This is a genomic window from Mesorhizobium atlanticum, from assembly GCF_003289965.1.
GTDB lineage: Bacteria > Pseudomonadota > Alphaproteobacteria > Rhizobiales > Rhizobiaceae > Mesorhizobium > Mesorhizobium atlanticum.
Genome location: NZ_QMBQ01000006.1, coordinates 274,471 through 295,977 on the forward strand (window position 1 = coordinate 274,471; position 21,507 = coordinate 295,977).

23 protein-coding genes are annotated in these 21,507 nt (G+C 63.0%); 11 read left to right on the top strand and 12 right to left on the bottom strand.

What is annotated here, in order from left to right:
• Positions 1-8 precede the first annotated feature (8 nt).
• Both DPM35_RS22100 and DPM35_RS22105 read right to left on the bottom strand, forming a co-directional pair.
• Positions 9-407 carry a DUF2306 domain-containing protein gene (locus tag DPM35_RS22100; RefSeq protein WP_112129355.1) on the bottom strand — a complete coding sequence of 133 codons (399 nt, stop codon included), beginning with the start codon at positions 405-407 and terminating at the stop codon, positions 9-11.
• A 34-nt stretch (positions 408-441) separates the two neighbouring features.
• The gene (locus DPM35_RS22105; protein ID WP_040987154.1) at positions 442-963 is read right to left on the bottom strand and encodes a single-stranded DNA-binding protein; all 522 of its coding nucleotides are present in this window, start codon (positions 961-963) and stop codon (positions 442-444) included.
• Between the two features lie 194 nt (positions 964-1,157).
• Here DPM35_RS22105 and DPM35_RS22110 point away from each other — a divergent pair, with 194 nt between their 5' ends.
• The 9 genes from DPM35_RS22110 (at position 1,158) to DPM35_RS22155 (ending at position 10,360) form a co-directional block, all read left to right on the top strand.
• Positions 1,158-1,538: a cupin domain-containing protein gene (locus tag DPM35_RS22110; RefSeq protein ID WP_245431603.1), complete on the top strand. Its 381-nt coding sequence runs from the start codon at positions 1,158-1,160 to the stop codon at positions 1,536-1,538.
• Positions 1,539-1,582: 44 nt separating this feature from the next.
• A complete protein-coding gene (locus DPM35_RS22115) occupies positions 1,583-1,897 on the top strand; it encodes an ArsR/SmtB family transcription factor (RefSeq protein ID WP_112129356.1) in 315 nt (104 codons plus the stop codon).
• Positions 1,894-2,370 carry an SRPBCC family protein gene (locus tag DPM35_RS22120; RefSeq protein WP_112129357.1) on the top strand — a complete coding sequence of 159 codons (477 nt, stop codon included), beginning with the start codon at positions 1,894-1,896 and terminating at the stop codon, positions 2,368-2,370. The genes DPM35_RS22115 and DPM35_RS22120 overlap by 4 nt, the downstream gene beginning before the upstream one ends.
• Positions 2,371-2,386: 16 nt before the next feature.
• Complete coding sequence (locus DPM35_RS22125; protein WP_112129358.1) at positions 2,387-2,989, top strand: ATP-dependent Clp protease proteolytic subunit; 603 nt, start codon at positions 2,387-2,389, stop codon at positions 2,987-2,989.
• Positions 2,990-3,065: 76 nt separating this feature from the next.
• Positions 3,066-3,347 carry a hypothetical protein gene (locus DPM35_RS22130; RefSeq protein ID WP_112129359.1) on the top strand — a complete coding sequence of 94 codons (282 nt, stop codon included), beginning with the start codon at positions 3,066-3,068 and terminating at the stop codon, positions 3,345-3,347.
• A gap of 1,021 nt (positions 3,348-4,368) precedes the next feature.
• A complete protein-coding gene (gene uvrA / locus DPM35_RS22135; protein ID WP_112129360.1) occupies positions 4,369-7,290 on the top strand; it encodes an excinuclease ABC subunit UvrA in 2,922 nt (973 codons plus the stop codon).
• Positions 7,291-7,396: 106 nt separating this feature from the next.
• Positions 7,397-7,855 (top strand): GNAT family N-acetyltransferase, encoded by a 459-nt coding sequence (locus tag DPM35_RS22140; protein WP_112129361.1) that lies wholly within the window; start codon positions 7,397-7,399, stop codon positions 7,853-7,855.
• Positions 7,856-7,881: 26 nt separating this feature from the next.
• Complete coding sequence (locus DPM35_RS22145) at positions 7,882-8,688, top strand: DUF72 domain-containing protein (protein ID WP_112129362.1); 807 nt, start codon at positions 7,882-7,884, stop codon at positions 8,686-8,688.
• A gap of 526 nt (positions 8,689-9,214) precedes the next feature.
• Positions 9,215-10,360 carry a GGDEF domain-containing protein gene (locus DPM35_RS22155; RefSeq protein WP_112129448.1) on the top strand — a complete coding sequence of 382 codons (1,146 nt, stop codon included), beginning with the start codon at positions 9,215-9,217 and terminating at the stop codon, positions 10,358-10,360.
• A 24-nt stretch (positions 10,361-10,384) separates the two neighbouring features.
• Here the strand turns inward: DPM35_RS22155 and DPM35_RS22160 are convergent, their stop codons facing one another.
• The 6 genes from DPM35_RS22160 to urtA form a co-directional block, all read right to left on the bottom strand.
• Positions 10,385-10,561: a hypothetical protein gene (locus DPM35_RS22160; RefSeq protein WP_095818617.1), complete on the bottom strand. Its 177-nt coding sequence runs from the start codon at positions 10,559-10,561 to the stop codon at positions 10,385-10,387.
• Positions 10,562-10,987: 426 nt separating this feature from the next.
• A complete protein-coding gene (gene urtE, locus DPM35_RS22165) occupies positions 10,988-11,683 on the bottom strand; it encodes an urea ABC transporter ATP-binding subunit UrtE (RefSeq protein ID WP_041000655.1) in 696 nt (231 codons plus the stop codon).
• Between the two features lie 70 nt (positions 11,684-11,753).
• Complete coding sequence (gene urtD / locus DPM35_RS22170; RefSeq protein WP_112129364.1) at positions 11,754-12,500, bottom strand: urea ABC transporter ATP-binding protein UrtD; 747 nt, start codon at positions 12,498-12,500, stop codon at positions 11,754-11,756.
• Between the two features lie 6 nt (positions 12,501-12,506).
• On the bottom strand, positions 12,507-13,730 hold the full coding sequence (urtC, locus tag DPM35_RS22175; protein ID WP_112129365.1) for an urea ABC transporter permease subunit UrtC: 1,224 nt from the start codon (positions 13,728-13,730) through the stop codon (positions 12,507-12,509).
• Positions 13,727-15,343, bottom strand: coding sequence for an urea ABC transporter permease subunit UrtB (gene urtB / locus DPM35_RS22180; RefSeq protein ID WP_112129366.1), 1,617 nt, complete (start codon positions 15,341-15,343; stop codon positions 13,727-13,729). The genes urtC and urtB overlap by 4 nt, the downstream gene beginning before the upstream one ends.
• A gap of 107 nt (positions 15,344-15,450) precedes the next feature.
• Positions 15,451-16,761, bottom strand: a complete 1,311-nt coding sequence (gene urtA / locus DPM35_RS22185; protein ID WP_112129367.1) for an urea ABC transporter substrate-binding protein — start codon at positions 16,759-16,761, stop codon at positions 15,451-15,453.
• A 307-nt stretch (positions 16,762-17,068) separates the two neighbouring features.
• Here urtA and DPM35_RS22190 point away from each other — a divergent pair, with 307 nt between their 5' ends.
• Complete coding sequence (locus tag DPM35_RS22190) at positions 17,069-17,458, top strand: hypothetical protein (RefSeq protein ID WP_112129368.1); 390 nt, start codon at positions 17,069-17,071, stop codon at positions 17,456-17,458.
• A 155-nt stretch (positions 17,459-17,613) separates the two neighbouring features.
• Here DPM35_RS22190 and DPM35_RS22195 read toward each other — a convergent pair whose 3' ends face one another.
• The 3 genes from DPM35_RS22195 to DPM35_RS22205 all read right to left on the bottom strand — a co-directional run bounded on the left by DPM35_RS22195 (position 17,614) and on the right by DPM35_RS22205 (position 20,256).
• Positions 17,614-19,185 (bottom strand): GMC family oxidoreductase, encoded by a 1,572-nt coding sequence (locus DPM35_RS22195; protein ID WP_112129369.1) that lies wholly within the window; start codon positions 19,183-19,185, stop codon positions 17,614-17,616.
• A gap of 48 nt (positions 19,186-19,233) precedes the next feature.
• Entirely contained in the window at positions 19,234-19,782 is a 549-nt protein-coding gene (locus DPM35_RS22200) for a gluconate 2-dehydrogenase subunit 3 family protein (RefSeq protein ID WP_112129370.1), read from the bottom strand.
• 78 nt (positions 19,783-19,860) lie between these two features.
• A complete protein-coding gene (locus DPM35_RS22205; RefSeq protein ID WP_112129449.1) occupies positions 19,861-20,256 on the bottom strand; it encodes a VOC family protein in 396 nt (131 codons plus the stop codon).
• 239 nt (positions 20,257-20,495) lie between these two features.
• Between DPM35_RS22205 and DPM35_RS22210 the strand changes: the two genes are divergently transcribed.
• Positions 20,496-20,801 (top strand): ribbon-helix-helix domain-containing protein, encoded by a 306-nt coding sequence (locus DPM35_RS22210; protein ID WP_112129371.1) that lies wholly within the window; start codon positions 20,496-20,498, stop codon positions 20,799-20,801.
• On the opposite strand, the gene DPM35_RS22215 is transcribed toward DPM35_RS22210, so the two are convergent.
• Positions 20,798-21,505, bottom strand: coding sequence for a DeoD-type purine-nucleoside phosphorylase (locus DPM35_RS22215; RefSeq protein WP_112129372.1), 708 nt, complete (start codon positions 21,503-21,505; stop codon positions 20,798-20,800). The genes DPM35_RS22210 and DPM35_RS22215 overlap by 4 nt on opposite strands.
• Between the last annotated feature and the right edge of the window lie 2 nt (positions 21,506-21,507).

Genomic DNA, 21,507 nt, shown 5'->3' on the forward strand with positions numbered 1-21,507 from the left:
TTACGAGGTTACTGGCCGAACACCACGGCGTGCATAATGCGCCCCGGCAGCAGCGTGAAGACGCCCGCGCCGATCAATGCGAAGAAATAGAGCGAGATCATCACCTTGCGGTGCTTCGCCACACGGTGGTTGCGCGCATGCCAGACCGCCAGCGGCACGGTGACCAGCACCAGGATCGACAACAGATGGATCGGGCTGAACGGACCGATGAGCCGTATCTGCTGGATCCAGAAGCTCGAAATGGCGATGACCAGCATCAGCGCCACCCAAGTATAGCCCAGCGCACGGTGACGCATGGTACCTTTTGGCAGCGCCAGTTGCGCGCCGCCGATGGCTAAAGCGGCGAAGGCCGCAAAGGCATGCCATGGAATGGGAGGCGGCGCCGACAGAAGCGGTCCGAGCGACATCGCGCCTCCCCCTCAAACGACCATTGCGAACTGCTTAGAACGGAATCTCGTCGTCCAGCTCGCGCGACGAGCCGCCGCCACCGCCGCCCCTGGAACCACCGCCGCCGCGGCTGAAACCTTCGTTCGGGCCGGACTGGCCGAAATCGGAACCGCGGCTGCTGCCGCCGCCGGAATAGTTGCCGACCTGGCCGCCGCCGCCCTCGCCGCGCGCGTCGAGCATCTGCAGCTCGCCGCGGAATTTCTGCAGCACGATCTCGGTCGTGTAGCGGTCATTGCCGGTCTGGTCCTGCCATTTGCGGGTCTGCAGCTGGCCTTCGACATAGACCTTCATGCCCTTCTTCAAATACTGCTCGGCCACCTTGGCGAGTTGGTCGTTGAAGATCACGACATTGTGCCACTCGGTCTTTTCCTTGCGCTCGCCCGAATTCTTGTCGCGCCAGCTTTCCGAGGTGGCGACGCGGATATTGACGACCGGATCGCCGGAATTCAGGCGGCGGATTTCCGGGTCCGCCCCGAGATTGCCGACCAGAATGACCTTGTTGACGCTACCCGCCATCTTACTTCTCCGCGCTCATCCGAAACAAATTTTAAGTCGCTCACCTTACAGCCTTGGGGCCACCCATGCCCGTAAAGGCTGGCTTTTCCCACAAGGTTTTTGTTCTCTTTTCGTTCTAGTCTTGACCGCTACTTCTGTCAAGGATTGTCACCAAGAGGTAGTGTTTCTTGCATTGGAAACAAAGGGGACATCCAATGAAGATCATCACCCATAAGGATCAGCCGCGCGAAACGTGGCGGGCGGGAGTGGAAACCCGCATGCACATTGCGGCCGCCAATGGCGCGGCCGAACTCTGCATATTCGAGCAGTGGGTAGAACCGGGAACCGGCGCGCCGACGCATTCGCACTCGGTCGAGGAAGTGCTGACGGTGATTGCCGGAGAAGCCGAAATGTGGATCGACGACCAACGGACAGTGCTCGCCGCCGGCCACTCGCTGATTGTCCCGGCGCTCCGCAGGCATGGCTTTCGCAACATCGGCTCCGGCATGCTGCACATCCAAGCGGTGCTCGCATCGCCGATCTTCGAGGCAAGCTTCGACGGAGCCGCGGAGCCGGTGAAACGCTGGACGCCTTAAAACGGCACTTGCCAAACCAATAAGTATCGACTTATGCTTCTCACATGATCGAAGCAGAGATTTTCCGGGCCCTCGCCGACCCGACCCGTCGCACCGTCTACGAGCGGCTGACGGCCAGCGAGATGAGCGTGAGCGAGCTGCGCGCCGGCATGAGCGTTTCGCAGCCGGCGGTCTCGCAGCACCTTGCCGTGCTGCGCGGCGCCGGCCTGGTGATCGAGCGGCGCGCCGGCCGCAACGCTTATTACCGCGCCGATCCGCAGGGGCTCGACCCCCTGCTCGGCTGGATCGAACGCTACCGCGCCTTCTGGCCGGAACGCATCGAGAAGTTGAAGACGGTTCTGAAGGGAATGGACCAATGACCAAGGCAGAGAACCCGACAGCGGCCGAGGCGCCGCTCAGCTTCGAATGCGACCTTCCCGATCCGCCGGAGAAAGTGTGGCGGGCGCTGACCGAGCCGGAACTGCTGGCCGCCTGGATGATGCCGAACGACATCAAGGCTGAAGCCGGCGGCCGCTTTGCCTTTGCCGGACCGGGTGCGCCGATCGAATGCGAGGTGATCGAGGTCGAGCCCGGCAGGCTGCTGCGCTATTCCTGGCGCGAGCGGCCCGCCGACAAGGATGCCGACCAGCTTCCCGCCTTTGACAGCATCGTCACCTTCAAGCTCGCCCGCACATCGTCCGGCGGCACACATCTTCGCATCGTCCATGACGGCTTCGTGCCGGTGGCGCGGCCTGTTCTGGCCTTTGCCGGCGCCGGCTGCGGGCTCTCGCTTCACGCGCGTAAGACCCCGACCGCGGCCAATGCGCCCTTAATGATGCTGCACGCGGCCTGATAAGAGGAAATCCCTCATGAGCATTGCCAATCTGGTACCGATGGTGATCGAGCAATCGAGCCGCGGCGAACGTTCCTTCGATATCTTTTCGCGGCTGCTGCGCGAGCGCATCGTCTTCATCAACGGCGAGATCAACGACAACGTTTCGGCGCTGGTCTGCGCGCAGCTGCTGTCGCTGGAATCCGACCATCCCGACAAGGAGATCTCGCTCTACATCAACTCGCCCGGCGGCATGGTGACCAGCGGCTTCGCCATCTACGACACCATGCAATACATCTCCTGTCCGGTGTCGACAGTCTGCATGGGCTTCGCCGCCTCCATGGGCTCGTTCCTGCTGATGGCTGGCACGCCGGGACGGCGCATTGCCCTGCCCAACACCAGGATCGTGCTGCACCAGCCGCTGGGCGGCTTCCAGGGCCAGGCGTCCGACATTCAGCGCCACGCCGAAGACATCGTGCGCACCAAGCAGCACATGACGGAGCTCTACGCCAGGCATTGCGGACGGACCTACGAGGAGGTCGAGCGCACGCTCGACCGCGACTATTTCATGAGCGCCGCGGAAGCCAAGGAATGGGGCCTCGTCGACCACGTCTACGACACGCGCAAGAAAGCGGCCTGACATCGCGGGGCGGGCGCGCGGCAATTTGATCGCCGCGCGCTTGGCATCGCTCCAGTTGCGTCCCTATAGTCCGCGCATGATCAGGTCCGTTCAGCCCAGACATTTATGCGCCGCCCTCGCCGCTCTTGCCGGCGCGCTGATGGCCGGCACCGCGCTTGCCGACGACAGCCCGTCGCAAAAACTGCCGGGCGTCAGCGGCGGCTACCGCATCGCCAAACCGGCGCCACAGCCGGAACCCGAGGACGCGCTGCCGGCCGGCAGCGACGGCTCGTTCAAGATCGGCAACACCGATGTCAGGATCGGCGGCAGCATCACAGTCGACATGGCGACAGGCGGCATGAAGCTGCCGAACCACTGATTTAGCAGCGATCGACTGAAGCGCGTTTTCGTCATCCACGGGCGGAGCAAGGAGCGAAGCGACGCGGCGCAGGCCCGAGGATGCATGCCGTGAACTTCAACGTGCCAGCACGGTTCAGAATTCTGCTCCGCTGCGCTCGTCGGCTGAGGTAACGGCATGGATCCTTGGGTCTTCGCTCCGCTTTGCGTCGCTACGCCCAAGGATGACGAAGTTGGGGGGCTCCGACCAACGGCGAACCTGCGATGATCGCAAAAAATATAAGCCCCATCCCTGCTGAGCAGACGGATGGGGCTTCATGGATCTTAAATCCAACTTTAGCCGGGAGTGGACTGCCGGCGTTCTGTTTCGGATGCAACGCGGCGTTTGGCCGACGATCCGACTATGGTCTCTGATTGTAGGGAATCGGCAAGTCACGGTTTGTCGGGCTGGCGTTTCAAGTCTGCCCTGGCACTTATGCCCGCCGCGGCTCCATCTCCGTGTGGAGCCTCAAGGGACTGTCCGGTGGCGTCATGCTCCGCTCCTGGGTCCGTTGCGACAATGTCGTTCGAAGCGCTAATCGCTATCACCTGCGGCGTCTCGCAGGTCGCCAGTTGGGCGGCGAGGCCATCGAAAGACGGCCGGCTTCGTTGACGCCTTTGAGACTGCCCCCGTGAGTCGCCGGCGTCAACCGTTGAATAGCCGGTTACCGAAAAATGTGATCGCCGGGAGGTTACGTACGGGTAAGTCGAGTGGCTCCGGAAATCAACGAGGTGGGCATCGGCGGCACCTGTCTTCACGACTCTTCGAGCGATTGTTTCCACAACGCCCAACGCGATTGTTTCCACAGCGCTTTGTCAGGAGCGTGTTCGGTCTTTGTTCTTTCTGCTTGCCCGCTCGCGCGAAAGGCGGTTAAACCCAGGATTGGCGTGTTCCGTCGAGATTGTGGCGTCTCTCGACGTGGCGGCGAAAATACCTACATAGGGGATGGACGGGACAAACCCGCCCAATCCAGCAAATTCCAGATCTGAGGCGGCGACCGGCGATGGCCGATCATAAATATCTTTCCATTCGCGGGGCGCGCGAACACAATCTCAAGAATATCGATCTCGACCTGCCGCGCGACAGCCTGATCGTCATGACCGGCCTGTCCGGATCCGGCAAGTCGTCGCTCGCTTTCGACACCATCTATGCCGAAGGCCAGCGGCGTTATGTCGAGAGCCTGTCGGCCTATGCCCGGCAGTTCCTGGAGATGATGCAGAAGCCGGACGTCGACCAGATCGACGGCCTGTCGCCCGCCATCTCGATCGAGCAGAAGACCACCTCGCGCAACCCGCGCTCGACGGTCGGCACCGTCACCGAGATCTACGACTACATGCGCCTGCTCTTCGCGCGTGTCGGCATCCCCTATTCGCCGGCCACCGGCCTGCCGATCGAAAGCCAGACGGTCAGCCAGATGGTCGACCGCGTGCTGGCGCTGGACGAAGGCACGCGCCTCTACCTGCTGGCGCCGATCGTGCGCGGCCGCAAGGGCGAATACCGCAAGGAACTGCTGGAACTGCAGAAGAAGGGCTTTCAGCGCGTCAAGGTCGACGGCGTCTTCTATGAGATCGCCGACGTCCCGGCGCTGGACAAGAAGTACAAGCACGATATCGACGTGGTGGTCGATCGCATCGTCGTGCGAGGCGATCTTGCGACCAGGCTCGCGGATTCGATGGAAACGGCGCTGAAGCTCGCCGAAGGGCTGGCCGTGGCCGAGTTCGCCGACCGGCCGCTCGACGCCAGCCTGACCGGCGAGGACTCGGTCAACAAGTCGAAGAACGAGACGCATGAGCGCATCCTGTTCTCGGAAAAATTCGCCTGCCCGGTGTCCGGCTTCACCATTCCCGAGATCGAGCCGAGGCTGTTCTCCTTCAACAACCCGTTCGGCGCCTGCCCGACCTGCGATGGCCTCGGCAGCCAGCGGGCCATCGATCCCAACCTCGTCGTGCCGGACGAGAACGTCTCGCTACGCGACGGCGCCATCAGCCCGTGGGCGAAGTCGACCTCGCCCTATTACGCGCAGACGCTGGAAGCGCTGGGCAAGGCCTATGGCTTCAAGCTCGGCGACAAGTTCAAGGACCTGAGCGGGGAGGCGAAAGAAGCCGTGCTGCACGGCACCGGCGAGCGCGAGATCACCTTCCAGTATGATGACGGCCTGCGCTCCTACAAGACCACCAAGACCTTCGAGGGCGTGATCCCCAATCTCGACCGGCGCTGGAAGGAAACGGAATCGGCCTGGATGCGCGAGGAGATCGAGCGCTTCATGTCGGCCACCCCCTGCCCCGCCTGCAACGGCTACCGGCTGAAGCCGGAGGCGCTTGCCGTGAAGATCGGCGGCAAGCATATCGGCGAAGTGACCGAACTGTCGATCCGCAAGGCCGACCAGTGGTTCACCGACCTGCCGGCGCAGTTGAACGAGAAGCAGAACGAGATCGCGGTGCGCGTGCTCAAGGAGATCCGCGAGCGGCTGCGCTTCCTCAACGATGTCGGCCTCGACTATCTGACGCTGTCGCGCAACTCCGGCACGTTGTCGGGTGGCGAGAGCCAGCGCATCCGGCTCGCCTCGCAAATCGGCTCCGGCCTCACCGGTGTGCTCTATGTGTTGGACGAGCCGTCGATCGGCCTGCACCAGCGCGATAATGCGCGCCTGCTCGATACGCTGAAGCACCTGCGCGACATCGGCAACACGGTGATCGTCGTCGAGCATGACGAGGACGCCATCCTGCATGCCGACTATGTCGTCGACATCGGTCCGGCTGCCGGCATCCATGGCGGCCGCATCATCGCCCAGGGCACGCCGCAGCAGATCATGGCGACGCCCGCCTCGATCACCGGCAAGTATCTGTCGGGCGAGCTCGAAGTGGCGACGCCGGCGGTGCGCCGCGAAGCGAAGAAGAACCGGCGCATCAAGGTGGTCGGCGCGCGCGGCAACAATCTGAAGAACGTGACGGCGGAAATCCCGCTCGGCACCTTCACCGCGGTCACCGGCGTGTCGGGCGGCGGCAAATCGACCTTCCTGATAGAGACGCTGTTCAAGGCGGCCTCGCGCCGCATCATGGGCTCGCGCGAGCATCCGGCCGAGCACGACCGCATCGAGGGGCTGGAATTCCTCGACAAGGTCATCGACATCGACCAGTCGCCGATCGGGCGCACGCCGCGCTCCAACCCGGCGACCTATACCGGCGCCTTCACGCCGATCCGCGACTGGTTCGCGGGCCTCCCCGAAGCGAAGGCGCGCGGCTACCAGCCGGGCCGCTTCTCCTTCAACGTCAAGGGCGGCCGCTGCGAAGCCTGCCAGGGCGACGGCGTGATCAAGATCGAGATGCACTTCCTGCCCGACGTCTACGTCACCTGCGACGTCTGCCACGGCAAGCGCTACAACCGCGAGACGCTGGACGTGCTGTTCAAGGGCAAGTCGATCGCCGACGTGCTCGACATGACGGTCGAGGAAGGCGTCGAGTTCTTCTCAGCGGTGCCCGGCGTGCGCGACAAGCTGGAGACGCTGAAGCAGGTCGGCCTGGGCTACATCCATATCGGCCAGCAGGCGACGACTTTGTCCGGCGGCGAGGCGCAGCGGATAAAACTCGCCAAGGAACTGTCGCGCAAGGCGACAGGCAAGACGCTCTACATCCTCGACGAGCCGACCACCGGCCTGCATTTCCACGACGTCGCCAAGCTGCTCGAAGTGCTGCATGAGTTGGTCGATCAGGGCAACACGGTGGTCGTCATCGAGCACAATCTCGAAGTGATCAAGACCGCCGACTGGGTGCTCGATCTCGGCCCCGAAGGCGGCGACGGCGGCGGCGAGTTGGTGGCATCAGGCACGCCGGAAGCGATCGTGCGCGAGAAGCGCAGCTATACCGGCCAGTTCCTGAAGGAGCTTCTGGAGCGCCGGCCCGGGGGTAAGCGCGAAGCGGCGGAGTGATGGCAGGTAACGGCCTGATCTCCATCGAAAGCCGCTTCGATGCCGTCGCGGCCATGGCTGCCGGGATGAAAAAGGTTGTCGCGGCCGCAGCCGGAGTGGTCCAATCATGAGACTGGCCCGCCCCGAAGACCTCGCAGCCGTCGTCGCGCTGACCACGGATGCCTATGCGCCTTACACGCCCATCGTCGGTGGACCGCCGGTCCCGGTCACCGAGGACTATGGACCGCGCATTGAGCGCGGCGAAGTCTGGCTGCTGGAAGAAGGCTCAAAGCTCGCCGGATTGATCGTCCTGGAGCGTCATCCCGACCACGCCATGATCTTCAGCGTCGCCGTCGCGCCGGTCTTCCAGGGCCGGAAGCTTGGGATCAGATTGCTCGATTTCGCCGACGAGCAGGCGCGATCATGGGCAGTGCCGGAGGTGCGGCTCTATACCAATTCGCGCATGGAGCGGAACATCGCGCTCTATGCGGCTTACGGTTTTCGCGAAACGGGTCGCCGCGCCAATCCATACCGGCCAGGATGGACGCTGGTCGACATGGCCAAGCCTGTCGACCGGGCGGCCTGATCATATTCGAACGGAGGAGGAAGACGATGACTGCCCAAGGAAAAATCCGCGCCGGCATGGGCGGCTGGACTTTCGAGCCCTGGGACACTTCCTTCTATCCGGAGAAGCTCGCCAAGGCCAAGCAGCTCCACTACGCCAGTCGCCAGGTGCCGAGCATCGAGGTCAACGGCACCTATTATTCCAGCTTCAAGGAACCGACCTTTGTGAAGTGGGCCAAAGACACGCCGGAGGGCTTCGTCTTCTCGCTCAAGGGCAACCGCTTCGTCACCAACCGCCGCGTGCTCGGCGAAGCCGGCGAATCGATGATGCGCTTCCTCGGCTCGGGCGTCACCGCCCTCGGCGAGAAGCTCGGGCCGATCCTGTGGCAGTTCGCGCCGACGAAAAAATTCGACGCGGATGACTTCGAGGCCTTCCTGAAGCTCCTGCCCGAGAAGCAGGACGGCGTGCCTTTGCGCCACGCGCTCGAAGTGCGCCACGACAGCTTCATCGTGCCGGAGTTTCCCGCGCTCGCCCGAAAATACAACGCCGCAATCGTCTACGCCGACCATGCCAAATATCCGGCGATTCCCGACGTCACCGGCGATTTCGTCTATGCGCGATTGCAGACCGGCAGCGACGACAACCCCGATTGCTATACCCCGAAAGGCCTCGACGAATGGGCGGGCCGGGTGAAGACATGGGCGCAGGGCAAGCAGCCTGCCGACCTGCCGCGCACCGACCCGAAGACCGATGCGCCGGTCAAGCCGCGCGACGTGTTTGTCTACTTCATCACCGAAGGCAAGGTGCGCGCGCCCTTCGGCGCCATGGCGCTGATGAAGCGGGTAGCCGATTAAGGCGGCGAGCCCTTGAAAGGACGACATTGCGTAGCTCAGCCGGAACTTACCGGGCATTTCGACCGTTTTGCCTATCTCGCCGGGGAGCCGGTTTCATGGCGGTTGGGCGCTGAACGCTGGCTGGGTATTCGGGAGAAACCCGAAGAAAGCGGGCGATATGGCTGTTATCCTCGTTGGAGCGTTACTTACTGTCGCCGGGATTGTGTACATGGCCGCAGCAGTCCTCCGGCGTGGGCAACTTAGTGATCCGGCACCTGCAGCCCCGGATCGCCCGAAGCCATACCTCGCAACGCCTGGCCCGACGATCGAGCCACGCCGACGGGGCCTCCGCTTCCTCGGCCTTTCACAGAATTGGCCGGGGCTGCTGATGATGGCGATCGGCCTTGCCCTGCTCTTGTCGGTAACAATCCTATAGTGCGGGAAAATCCGGCATCTTCACCGCTATCGTAACGTAATCGATACTTCCTTGCTCCACTAATGGACCTACGTCAGGTTGCAGAAGCCCGGCGCCGGCAAGGACGCATGCATGCTGCTCGACTACAATTCATTGCTTCTGGCCGTCGGCTTCTCCGCCGCTTGCCTCAGCCTCACGCTGTTCGGAACGTGGCTGACCGCCCGTTCCGACAAGTTCCTTTTGACCTGGGCGGTCAGCGTGCTGGTCGTGGTGGTCGAGGTCTTTGCCTACGAGGCCTATATCGCAAGACCCGGAACGACGCTCGGCGTGCTGACGCTGGCGCTGCTCTTGCTGGGGTTCTCGGTCATGCTGGGCGCCGCCCATCAATTCAGGACCAGGCGCTCGCCCCTGCCGCTTATCGCGCTCGGCACCGGCATTTCCTATGCTCTCGCGCTGCCGCCCATGGCCTTCGGCTATGATGGGCTGGGCTTCATGCTGGAAAACGCTCTCGCCGCGCTGCTCCTGTTCGGCACCGCCTATGAATATTGGCGGGGCCGCGCTGAGGCGCCCGTCCATCTCATCGGCGTGTCGCTGCTCTATTCGCTGACCGCGGCATCCTTCGTGTTGTGCGCGGCCGTGCTGGCATGGGACGGCAAACTGGTTCTCGGTCACGCGCCGAGCAACTGGGCGGAGGATCTGAGCCTCGTCATCGTGATCGCCTCCATGACCGGTATCGGCGCATTGTCGCTGGCGCTCAACCAGGGTCGGCTCGCCCGCCACCACCAGCGCGAGGCGCAAACTGATGCCTTGACCGGCCTTCTCAACCGCCGCGCTTTGTTCGACCTGCATGGCAGCATGCCCGTCAACGCCTTCACCGCTGTGGTTGTGTTCGACCTCGACGGCTTCAAGGCGATCAATGACGAGTTCGGTCACGCCGCCGGGGACGAGGTGCTCAAGGTCTTTGCCGAAGTGCTTTCCGCCGGTCTACGCTCTACCGACTCCGTCGCCCGCATGGGCGGCGAGGAATTCGCCATGGTTCTGAAACGCACCCTGCCCGAGACAGCCGAAGCGACAGCCGAACGTGTCAGGGCTGTGTTCGCGGCGCGCATTGTTCAGACCGAGGCCGGTCCGCTGCGCTGCACGGTCAGCGCCGGCTTCGCCTTCGGCAGCACAGACGGCATGAGCTTCGAAAAAGTGCTCAGCGCCGCCGACAAGGCGCTCTATGCCGCCAAGCGCGCCGGCCGCAATCGTGTCCTGGACTTCCGCCTCGCCGGGTGACCTTTTCCGGTCGCCTGCTCACTCTCAGTGGTGGGCAATCACGTCGTTGAAGGCATCGAGGTCGACGTAAAAAACCTTGGTCATTTCGCCGATCAAATCATCCTCGTCATAGCCTTGTGACATCAGGATGTTGATCGCGGTCATGATATCGACGCGCTCGGTGAGGCGCCGCTTCTGATAGTCCTCGACAAAACGTTCCATCGCCGTCCCCTGGCAAGAGTCTTCTTGGACGCATTGACCGACAATCACTGCGGGGAAAGCTAGGCAGGCTTGCTTGCGTGGAACTTGCGGGCGGTGTCCGCGCGCCTTCCCCCCCTCATTCGCGACTGGTACGGAAAGCGGCCGACTCACCAAGGCCTGCGAAAGACTAGCATGGAGTATTGAGCGCGTCAGAGCGCACAACAACTTCATCATCCTTGGGCGCAGCGACGCGAAGCGGAGCGAAAACCCAAGGATCCATGTCGTTACTTCGAAGCGCCACTAACGGCACAGAACGGAGGACGGCAGGTGTAACATTGGACGGCTATTATTCTGCACCGCCGCATCATCCGACATCGGTCATGACATGATCCCTGGTCAGCGCGGCGTCGCCGCGCTCCTTGCTGCACCCAAGGATGCAGATCGGCGCTACACCGTCAGGAACTTCCGAACGTCCGCCCTATCGAGGTCTTCCGCCGGCCCCGTATGCACGATCTGGCCGCGATCCATGATGTTGACCTCGTCGGCAAGCTCACGGCAGAAGTCGAGATATTGCTCGACCAGAAGCACGGCGATCCCCGCCTGGTCGCGCAGATAGCGGATGGCGCGGCCGATATCCTTGATGATCGACGGCTGGATGCCTTCGGTCGGCTCGTCGAGCACCAAGAGCTTCGGCCGCATCACCAGAGCGCGGCCGATGGCGAGCTGTTGCTGTTGCCCGCCGGAAAGGTCGCCGCCGCGGCGGCCGAGCATCTGCTTCAGCACCGGAAACAGCTCGAAGACATGGGCCGGAATGTTGCGGTCTGCGCGCCGCAGCGGCGCAAAACCGGATTCCAGGTTCTCGCGCACCGTCAGCAGGGGGAAAACCTCCCTGCCCTGCGGCACGAATGCGATGCCCGACCGGGCGCGGTCATACGCCGCGCTCCGGTCGAGCGCCTTCCCCTCGAAGGCAACGCTTCCGCTCGTCAGCCGGTGGTGGCCGACGATCGATCTCATCAAACTGGTTTTGCCGACGCCGTTGCGGCCGAGCACGCAGGTGATCTTGCCGGCGCCCGCCTTCAGCGAGACGCCGCGCAACGCCTGGGCGGCGCCGTAATGCAGCGTGGCGTTGGAGACTTCGAGCATGGTCAGCCCCTTCTCCAGCGCTTCAGGAAAGCGAAATCGAAACGATAGAACGGAACCCGCCAGACCATGCTCAGCGCCCCAGATAGACTTCGACGACGCGCTCGTCCGCCGAGACGAAATCGAGCGTGCCTTCCGAGAGCACCGAGCCCTCATGCAGGCAGGTGACCTTGACGCCGAGCTCGCGCACGAAATGCATGTCGTGCTCGACGACGACGACCGAATGATCGCGGGCGATGTCCTTGAGCAGGCGCGCGGTCTCCTCGGTTTCGGCATCGGTCATGCCGGCGACCGGCTCATCGACGAGCAAGAGCTTCGGGTCCTGCGCCAAGAGCATGCCGATCTCCAGCCACTGCTTCTGGCCGTGGCTGAGATTCGCGGCGAGCTCGTCGCGCTTGTCGCCGAGACGGGTGATGCCGAGGATGTCGTCGATGCGTCGCGCCTCGGCCGCCGAACGGCGATGGAACAGCGCCGGAAAGATCGAGCGCGGCCCCTTCAGCGCCAGCATCAGATTGTCCTCGACGCTGTGGCTTTCGAAGACGGTCGGCTTCTGGAATTTGCGGCCGATGCCCATCATGGCGATCTCGGCTTCGTCATGGCGGGTGAGATCGACCTGGCCGTCGAAGAAGACCTCGCCCTCGTCCGGCCGCGTCTTGCCGGTGACGATGTCCATCATCGTCGTCTTGCCGGCGCCGTTGGGCCCGATGATCGCCCGCATCTCGCCCTTGTCGAGCACCAGCGATAGGTTGTTGATGGCGCGAAAACCGTCGAAGGAGACCGAGACGCCGTCGAGGTAAAGGATGGTGTTCGACTTGCTCATGACCGCTCACTCCGCCGGCTGCGGTTCGGGGCCGGTGGCCGACCAGGCGCCCGGCGTCCTTGCCGCCGAGCGAACGATCTTCGGCTCCGGCGCCTGCGGATCGTTCCCGGCTTCCGCGGCAAGCGATGCTGCGCGCAGCGCCTTGGCCCGGCCGCGCCAGCTGTCCCACATGCCGACGATGCCCTTAGGCAGCAACAGCGTGACGGCGACGAACAGCCCGCCCAGCGCGAACAGCCAGAATTCCGGCAGCACGCCGGTGAACCAGGATTTGCCGGCATTGACGAGCAGCGCGCCGATGATCGGGCCGACGATGGTGCCGCGCCCGCCGACGGCGGTCCAGATCACCACCTCGATCGAGTTCGCCGGATCGAATTCGCCGGGATTGATGATGCCGACCTGCGGCACGTAGAGCGCGCCGGCGATGCCGGCCATGATTGCCGAGACGGTGAAGGCGAAGAGCTTGACGTTCTCAGCCCGCCAGCCGAGGAAACGGGTACGGCTCTCGGCATCGCGCACGGCCATCAGCAGCTTGCCATATTTGGAGCGCACGATGGCCGCGGTCACAAAGACGGCAAGCGCGAGCGTGACGGCGCTGGCCGCAAACAGCGCCGAGCGCGTCGCGTCCGCCTGCACGCTGAAGCCGAGTATGTCCTTGAAATCGGTCAGGCCGTTGTTGCCGCCGAAGCCCATGTCGTTGCGGAAGAAGGCGAGCAGCAGCGCATAGGTCATCGCCTGGGTGATGATCGACAGATAGACGCCGGTGACGCGGCTGCGGAAGGCGAACCAGCCAAAGACGAAGGCAAGCAGTCCGGGCACGGCCAGCACCATCAGCGCCGCGAACCAGAAATGATCGAAGCCGTACCAGAACCAGGGCAATTCCTTGTAGTTCAGGAACACCATGAAGTCGGGCAGGATCGGATTGCCGTAGACGCCGCGCGAACCGATCTGACGCATCAGATACATGCCCATCGCATAGCCGCCGAGCGCGAAGAAGGCGCCGTGGCCGAGCGAAAGGATGCCGCAATAGCCCCACACCAGGTCGAGCGCGAGCGCCAGCAGCGCGTAGCAGAGATATTTGCCGACCAGCGCCACGATATAGGGCGGGATATAGAAAGCGCTTTGCGGCGACACCGCGAGGTCGAGCAGCGGCACGACGATGGCTGCCGCGAGCAGCGCGACGATCGTAACGCCAATCCGGCGGTCGGCGGCAAAGAAGCGTTGCGTGATCATGCTTCCACCGCCCTGCCCTTCAGCGCGAACAGGCCGCGCGGGCGTTTCTGGATGAACAGGATGATCAGCACGAGCACGACGATCTTGCCCAGCACCGCGCCGGCATAGGGCTCGAGGAACTTGTTGACGATGCCGAGCGAGAAGGCCCCGACCAACGTGCCCCAGAGATTGCCGACGCCGCCGAAGACCACGACCATGAAGCTGTCGATGATGTAGCCGCGGCCGAGATTGGGCGACACGTTGTCGATCTGGCTGAGCGCCACGCCGGCGATGCCCGCAATGCCGGAGCCAAGCGCAAAGGTCAGCGCGTCGACCCAGGGCGTCTTGATGCCCATCGAGGCGGCCATGCGCCGATTGGCGGTCACGGCGCGCATCTGCAGGCCCCAGGGGGTGCGCTTCATGACGTAGAGCAGCACCGCGAACACGGCGAGAGCGAACACCAGGATCCACAGCCGGTTCCAGGTGATGGCCAGTTGGCCGATATCGAACGAGCCCGACATCCAGGACGGATTGCCGACCTCCTGGTTGGTCGGTCCGAAGATGGTTCGCACCGCCTGCTGCAGGATCAGCGAAACGCCCCAGGTGGCCAGGAGCGTCTCCAGCGGACGGCCATAAAGGAAGCGGATGATGCCGCGCTCGATCGCCAGCCCGACCAGTGCCGCGACCAGGAAGGCGAGCGGCAGCGCGATCACCAGAGACCAGTCGAACAGGTCGGGAAACGAGGCGCGGATCACCTGCTGGACGACGAAAGTGGTGTAGGCGCCAAGCATAACCATCTCGCCATGCGCCATGTTGATGACGCCCATGACGCCGAAGGTGATGGCGAGCCCGATCGCGGCCAGCAGCAGCACCGAGCCGAGCGAAATGCCGTACCAGATGTTCTGCCCGGCATCCCAAAGCGCCAGCGTCGAATTGATGCTCGCAATTGCGGCTGTCGCCGCTTCCTTGACTGCTCCGGAGGCGTTGGCCTCAACGGAGGTGAGGAGCGACACCGCGTCGCGGTCGCCACGCGCACCGATCAGGGCAATTGCGACGAGCTTGTCCGCATCGGGCTTGTCCGAAACCAGTATGGATGCAGCACGCGCCTGCTCCAGCAAAGCCTTGACGCTCGCCACGGTTTCACTGGCGATCGCTGCGTCGAGCGGCTCGATGTTGGCGGCATCGGGTGTCTTGAACATGGTGTTGGCGGCGGCGATGCGGACAGTCGGATCCTTGGAACCAAGCGTCAGCGTGCCCAACGCATCGCGGATGGTGCGGCGCAAGGTGTTGTTGACGCCGACCTGGGTTAAGTCATCTGCGGAAGCCTCGCCCGCTGCCTCGCCGCTCAGCGGGTCGAAAAGCTGGATGCTGTCGCTCCCTTCCTTGCCGACAAACACCATCGAGTCGGCGGCGCGAATGTAAAGATTGCCTTCCGCCAATGCAGCAAGCGGCCGTTCGACAGCCGGATCGCCTGTGGCTGTCAACTCGCGAACGATAACTCCAGTCTCGGAAAAGTCCGCAGCTGTCGCGAATTTGGCGATGATGGCACGCAGATCGGCTTCCGCAGCGCCCGAGGACGACAGCGTCGTCAGCAGGAACAAAAGCGTGAGGCCAATCGCACGGAAGGTCTTCATCGGTACTTGGTGACCCTTGAGGGTTTAATTGGCGTCCGGACGGTGGAGGAAACCGTCCGGACGCGCGCAGTCTTGGGCATGGACCTGATGGTCCAGCCTGGGGAGGATCAGTTGGTGCCCTTGCCGCCGCACTTGCCGGTTTTGACGTTGAAGTTGCCGCAGCTGAGCGGCGCGCGCCAATCGGAAATCAGGTCCTTGGAATCGGGCAGGTAGTCGGACCATTCGTCGCCCATCACCAGGCCCGGCGTCTTCGAGACCGTCTGGAACTGGCCATTGGCCTGGATCTCACCGATCAGCACCGGCTTCGTGATGTGGTGGTTCGGCATCATCGTCGAATAGCCGCCGGTGAGGTTCGGCACCGAAACGCCAACCATGGCGTCGATGACCTTGTCCGGATCGGTGGTGCCGGCCTTCTGGACCGCCTTCACCCACATGTTGAAGCCGATATAGTGAGCTTCCATCGGGTCGTTGGTGGTGCGCTTGTTGTTCTTGATGAACTTGTGCCAGTCGGCGATGAACTTCTTGTTCTCGGGCGTGTTGACGCTCTCGAAATAGTTCCAGGCGGCGAGATGGCCGACCAGCGGCTTGGTGTCGAGACCGGCAAGCTCTTCCTCGCCAACCGAGAAGGCCATGACCGGGATGTCCTCAGCCTTGATGCCCTGGTTGCCGAGCTCCTTGTAGAACGGCACATTGGCGTCACCGTTGACGGTCGAGACGACAGCGGTCTTCTTGCCGGCAGAGCCGAACTTCTTGATCGCCGAGACCTCGGTCTGCCAGTCGGAGAAGCCGAACGGCGTGTAGTTGACCATGATGTCCTCAGCCGGCACACCCTTCGACTTCAGATAGGCTTCAAGGATCTTGTTGGTGGTGCGCGGATAGACATAGTCGGTGCCTTCAAGCACCCAGCGCTTCACCGAGCCGCCATCGGCGCTCATCAGGTAGTCGACGGCCGGGATGGCCTGCTGGTTCGGTGCCGCACCGGTGTAGAAGACGTTGCGCTCGCTCTCCTCGCCCTCATATTGGACGGGATAGAACAGGATGTTGTCGAGTTCAGAGAACACCGGCAGCACCGATTTGCGCGACACCGAGGTCCAGCAGCCGAACACGGCGGCGACCTTGTCCTTGGAAATCAGCTCACGCGCCTTTTCGGCGAAGAGCGGCCAGTTGGACGCCGGGTCGACGACCACGGCTTCGAGTTTCTTGCCGAGCAGGCCGCCCTTGGCGTTCTGCTCGTCGATCAGCATCAGCATGACGTCTTTCAGCGTCGTCTCCGAAATCGCCATGGTCCCCGACAGCGAATGGAGGATACCGACCTTGATCGTGTCTTCGGCCGCCTTGGCGGAAGCCGATGCCAGCAGGCCGGCGGCGACGACGCCCGCCGACAGGATTTTTGTTATTTTCGCGAAGTTACCCCTCATATGACACACTCCCAAGCATGATTGTTTGCACCGCAGCATAAACTGTGCAAGCGACGTGCCAGACGGGAATGCGCTCAACGGAATTGCGGGATAACGATGAGATTACAGCCGGTTATGCAGTAGCCGGGAAACTGTCGATCTGCTGTCCACGCGATTAAGTTGAGAAAAGTTTACGCAGGGCTGCCTAGATTTTGCCCAAACAGCAAAAATGCCTTAAATTTCATCATAAAGGCAAAAACTGGCTGATCGGGCCTGTTGCAGGGCCGGGGTAAAATGGGGCAAGGTCGCCGCGCAAACGAGCGACGTCATGGCCCTGCGAACGATCCTGAGCTTCCTGACTCTCCTTTCCGCCGCCGGCAGCGCCCAGGCCGATTTCACCGACGGCAAGCTGCCCGACGGCGCCTATCACTGCGAGGTCTACCTGCTCGGCCTGTTCCTCGACCTCGGCGTGATCACCATCAAGGGCAACCTCTATAGCGGCCCGGTGACCTTCGGCGCCACGCCGCAAGCCTACAACTACCAGATGAACCCCAATGGCGAGATCACCTGGCTTGGTCCGCTCGGCGGCTATACAAGCGGCGGCAATTCCATCTCGATGACCCAGGCGACGCTCGACGACCCTAGCGGTCCCTCCTTCGACATCATCATGAAGCAGCAGGACGGCGCCTTCACCGCCTCGACCTGCACCAGAAGATAGCCCGCATAAAAAAGGCGCGGAACCCTTTCGGGTCCCGCGCCAGCAGGCAGTCGGGAGGACAAACGCAACTCCAGGAAAAGTGCTCAGCGGTTTTCCGTCCGGAATTGCGTCAAACAAAAATAGCTGAAGCGGGTCGGCGGTTACGCCGAACCGCTTCAGATGGTCTTGGCCGACATCTGCGCCGCGATGTAGTCGGCCTGGCGGATCGCCAGCGTCACGATGGTCAGCGTCGGATTTTCCGCCGCGCCGGTGGTGAACTGGCTGCCGTCGGAGACGAACAGGTTCTTAATGTCGTGCGACTGGCCGTGCTTGTTGACGACTCCGTCTTCCGCCTTCTCGCTCATCCGGTTGGTGCCGAGATTGTGCGTGGACGGGTAAGGCGGCGTCGGGAAGGTCCTGGTCGCGCCGACCGCGGCGTAAAGCGCCTGACCCTGCTTGTAGGCATGGTTGCGCATTGCCTCGTCGTTCGGATGATCATCGAAATGGACGTCGGCGATCGGCATGCCGTGCTCGTCCTTCTCGTCCTTGTGCAGCGTGATGCGGTTCTCCTCGCGCGGCATGTCCTCGCCGACGATCCACAGGCCGGCCATATGGTCGTAGTGGTCGAGCGCCGTGGTGAAGGAACGGCCCCAGCCGCCAGGGTTCAGGAAGGCCGCCATGAACGGCAGGCCGAGCGACAGCGTCTCCATCTCATAGCCGCCGACGAAGCCGCGCGACGGGTCGTGCCGCGCCTCGTCGCGGATGATGCCGGCCATGGTGGTGCCGCGATACATATGCACCGGCTTATCGAAGATGGCGTAGACCGAGCCGGTGGTATGGCGCATGTAATTCTTGCCCACCTGTCCCGACGAGTTGGCCAGCCCGTGCGGGAATTTCGATGATTCCGAATTGAGCAGCAGGCGCGGGCTCTCGATCGAATTGCCGGCGACAGCGACGATGCGGGCCTTCTGTTCCTGCAGCTTGCCGTCCTTGTCGGCATAGACGACGCCGGTCACCTTGCCGGAAGCGTCATGGTTGATCTTGATCACCATCGAGTTCGGCCGGACCTCCAGGTGCCCGGTCGCTTCGCCCTTGGGGATTTCGGTGTAGAGCGTCGACCATTTGGCGCCCCATTTGCAGCCCTGGAAGCAGAAGCCGGTCTGCTGGCATGAGTTGCGGTCGTCGCGCTCCACCGAATTGATGGCCATGTTGCCGGTATGGCATTCCTTGTAGCCGAGCTTGTCGGCGCCGGCCTTGAGCACCTTGAAGTTGTTGTTGCCGGGCAGCCGCGGCCAGTTGTTGGTGCCGGTGACGCCCATCTTGGCTTCAGCCTTTGCGTAGTAGGGCTCCATCTCGGCCAACGTTACCGGCCAATCGAGGAGGTTCGCGCCCTTGACCTTGCCGTAGGTCGTGGCCGCCTTGAACTCATGTTCCTGGAAGCGCAGCGAGGCGCCGGCCCAGTGTGTTGTCGAGCCGCCGACCGACTTGACGATCCAGGCCGGCAGGTTCGGGAAGTCCTTGGCGACGCGCCAATCGCCCGACGTGGTGCGCTTGTCCTTCCAGGCAAGCTGGGCAAAGGAATCCCACTCGTCGTTGATGAAGTCCTCATATTCGTGGCGGGCGCCCGCCTCGAGGATGACGACGTCGATGCCTTTCTGGGCGAGTTCGTTGCCGAGCGTGCCGCCGCCGGCGCCGGAGCCGATGATGACGACCACGCCGTCGTTCTTGAGATCGAATGATGCTGCCATGGTTTCCTCCCATGAAATCTGTCGAAATGCGGTTCGGGGCAGAGCGGCCTACAGCCACTCGATGTCGTTGAAGCCGCGCGCGATGTAGCCGCCCTTGGAATAGGATTCGCCCTCGTAGCCAAAGATCGGCCAGAGCTCCTTCTGGTTATAGAGGCTGACAACGAGGCCGCCGCGAACCGCTTGGAAGAAGGGCGTCTTCTCGATATCGGTGAGCAGCGCGACCCGTTGCTCTTCCCAGCCGAGTCCGCGATAGCCGCCCTTGCCGGCCTTCTTGTCGAGCTCGGCGATGCCCTTCTCGATCAGTTCCTTGTGGGCCGGGTCCTTGGCCGCCGTCTCGTCATGGCCCTTGACGGCAATGGCGTAATATTTGTCCGGCACCTGGTCATGCGGATAGATGTCGCGCGCCACCTGGATCAGCGTCGCCATCGTCTCGGGCTTCAGCGCCGAGGTTTCGAGACCCCAGGCGTGTTCGGGGCTGATGACGGCGCTGCCCGAGATGATGAGCAGCGCGCCTGCGCCGCCGCGCTTGAGAAGCTCGCGCCGCGATAGCCCGGCCTTCTTCTCGTGACCCGGTTTCTTTTCATAGACTGTAACCATGATTTTCCTCCCTGCTTGCTGTTCGCACCCTGGAAAAGTGCCGTTGCTGGCGCCGCGCCTCTCCGCGGCGGAATGTCCCTATTGGAAGCGCCCTCCCCGCTGCAGGACCTCGATCTTGTAGCCGTCAGGATCCTCGATGAAGAAGAAGCGGGCGATCCGCACCCCGTCGTGATTGAACTCGACGATCTTCTTCGGATTGAAGCCGAGCGCGCCGATCCGATCGTGCTCGCTGTCGAGATCGGCGACCGAGACGGCGAGATGGCCGTAGCCGTCGCCCAGCGCATAAGGCTCGGTACGCCCCTTGTTCACCGTCAGCTCCACCTCGAAAGGCGAGTCGCCATTGCTGAGATAGATGAGCGTGAAGGTCTCGAAATCGAGCCGCTGCGCGACCTCGAGACCGAAGGCCTTGTTGTAGAAATCGACGGACCTTGCCTCGTCGAGAACCCTGATCATGGAATGGATCGTCTTCGCCAAATCGGACTCCGTGAGCACTTCATGCTTTTCGAAGCCGATTATGCGCGCCGGCGAAAAATGGTGGTGGCAGCCGATTACCACGCGTGCGGCCTGAAAATGGGTAGTCTCGCCGCGCGTAAGGACGAAAGTCTGATTGCCGTTGCCGGCCATCGGATCGAAGATGACAAACGCAGGCAGTGTTCAAAAAGGCGCCGGCCCACGCAATCGGCGCCCAAGACAAACAAAAACGGGAGGTACCGATGTGCAGAGTCTTCGCCGGGCAAGACCCGGAAGGCTACCGGCAGATCAACCGGTCGATCCGCATCGACGGTCATTCGACCAGCATCCAGCTCGAGGCGACGTTCTGGGGTCTGCTTGACGAGATCGCCGACAGCCAGGGACTGACCACACCGAAATTTATCTCGAAGCTCTATGACGAGGCGATCGAGATCAACGGCCAGATCCCGAATTTCGCTTCCATGCTGCGCACGACCTGCGCGCTCTATCTGCGCGGCCACCGCCCCAGCGCCGAGGAGCAGGCCGCGTTGAAGCGGGAAGCCGCCTAACTCTCTGCCGCGACCTCGAGCGCCAGCCGGGTCATGTCGGTGAAGAGGGCCTGTCGCTCCGAATAATCGGTCAGTTCGCCGGTCGCGACATGATCGACCACGGTGAGCAGCGACAGCGCGCGCGCCCCGAACTGCGCCGCTATGCGATAGAGCGCGCTGGTCTCCATATCGACCGCCAGCGCGCCGAGCGCCCTCGGCTCGTCGAACCGCGCGCGGCCGTCGGGATGGTGGAACACGTCGCTGCAGATCGTCAGTCCGGCGCTGCAGGCGATGCCGAGATCGGCCGCGCGTCGCAGCGCCAGCGCATGGAGCGCCGGATCCGGTCCCGCCGGCTGGTAAAGTCCGAACACCTGTCCGCTGATCGCGCTCTCTGCCCGCACTTCGCTGGAGATGACGAGCCCACGCAGGGGTACATCTTCCGACAAGCCGCCACTGGTGCCGGTACGGATCAGTGTCTTCATACCATGATAGTCGAGCAATTCATGGGCGTAGATCAGGAAGGATGAAACGCCGATGCCGGTCGCCTGGATGCTGACCGACTTGCCGCGGAACCGGCCGGTGAAGCCCAGCGCGCCCCTTCGGCGGTTGACGCAGCGCGGCGCTTCGAGAAAAGTTTCCGCCATCCATTGAGCGCGCTCGGGATCACCCGGCAACAGCACCGTTTCGGCATAATCCCCTTTCTCCGCCTCGATATGCGGCGTCACGC

What these genes read in the sequence shown, in the direction of transcription:
- DPM35_RS22100 (WP_112129355.1), bottom strand. Translation starts at nt 407, where the DNA reads ATGTCGCTCGGACCGCTTCTGTCGGCGCCGCCTCCCATTCCATGGCAT.
- DPM35_RS22115 (WP_112129356.1), top strand. Translation starts at nt 1,583, where the DNA reads ATGATCGAAGCAGAGATTTTCCGGGCCCTCGCCGACCCGACCCGTCGC.
- DPM35_RS22195 (WP_112129369.1), bottom strand. Translation starts at nt 19,185, where the DNA reads ATGGCAGCATCATTCGATCTCAAGAACGACGGCGTGGTCGTCATCATC.
- DPM35_RS22210 (WP_112129371.1), top strand. Translation starts at nt 20,496, where the DNA reads ATGTGCAGAGTCTTCGCCGGGCAAGACCCGGAAGGCTACCGGCAGATC.
- DPM35_RS22190 (WP_112129368.1), top strand. Translation starts at nt 17,069, where the DNA reads ATGGCCCTGCGAACGATCCTGAGCTTCCTGACTCTCCTTTCCGCCGCC.
- DPM35_RS22120 (WP_112129357.1), top strand. Translation starts at nt 1,894, where the DNA reads ATGACCAAGGCAGAGAACCCGACAGCGGCCGAGGCGCCGCTCAGCTTC.
- urtD (WP_112129364.1), bottom strand. Translation starts at nt 12,500, where the DNA reads ATGAGCAAGTCGAACACCATCCTTTACCTCGACGGCGTCTCGGTCTCC.
- DPM35_RS22125 (WP_112129358.1), top strand. Translation starts at nt 2,387, where the DNA reads ATGAGCATTGCCAATCTGGTACCGATGGTGATCGAGCAATCGAGCCGC.
- DPM35_RS22105 (WP_040987154.1), bottom strand. Translation starts at nt 963, where the DNA reads ATGGCGGGTAGCGTCAACAAGGTCATTCTGGTCGGCAATCTCGGGGCG.
- urtE (WP_041000655.1), bottom strand. Translation starts at nt 11,683, where the DNA reads ATGCTCGAAGTCTCCAACGCCACGCTGCATTACGGCGCCGCCCAGGCG.
- urtB (WP_112129366.1), bottom strand. Translation starts at nt 15,343, where the DNA reads ATGAAGACCTTCCGTGCGATTGGCCTCACGCTTTTGTTCCTGCTGACG.
- urtA (WP_112129367.1), bottom strand. Translation starts at nt 16,761, where the DNA reads ATGAGGGGTAACTTCGCGAAAATAACAAAAATCCTGTCGGCGGGCGTC.
- uvrA (WP_112129360.1), top strand. Translation starts at nt 4,369, where the DNA reads ATGGCCGATCATAAATATCTTTCCATTCGCGGGGCGCGCGAACACAAT.
- DPM35_RS22130 (WP_112129359.1), top strand. Translation starts at nt 3,066, where the DNA reads ATGATCAGGTCCGTTCAGCCCAGACATTTATGCGCCGCCCTCGCCGCT.
- DPM35_RS22200 (WP_112129370.1), bottom strand. Translation starts at nt 19,782, where the DNA reads ATGGTTACAGTCTATGAAAAGAAACCGGGTCACGAGAAGAAGGCCGGG.
- DPM35_RS22145 (WP_112129362.1), top strand. Translation starts at nt 7,882, where the DNA reads ATGACTGCCCAAGGAAAAATCCGCGCCGGCATGGGCGGCTGGACTTTC.
- urtC (WP_112129365.1), bottom strand. Translation starts at nt 13,730, where the DNA reads ATGATCACGCAACGCTTCTTTGCCGCCGACCGCCGGATTGGCGTTACG.
- DPM35_RS22155 (WP_112129448.1), top strand. Translation starts at nt 9,215, where the DNA reads ATGCTGCTCGACTACAATTCATTGCTTCTGGCCGTCGGCTTCTCCGCC.
- DPM35_RS22160 (WP_095818617.1), bottom strand. Translation starts at nt 10,561, where the DNA reads ATGGAACGTTTTGTCGAGGACTATCAGAAGCGGCGCCTCACCGAGCGC.
- DPM35_RS22110 (WP_245431603.1), top strand. Translation starts at nt 1,158, where the DNA reads ATGAAGATCATCACCCATAAGGATCAGCCGCGCGAAACGTGGCGGGCG.
- DPM35_RS22140 (WP_112129361.1), top strand. Translation starts at nt 7,397, where the DNA reads ATGAGACTGGCCCGCCCCGAAGACCTCGCAGCCGTCGTCGCGCTGACC.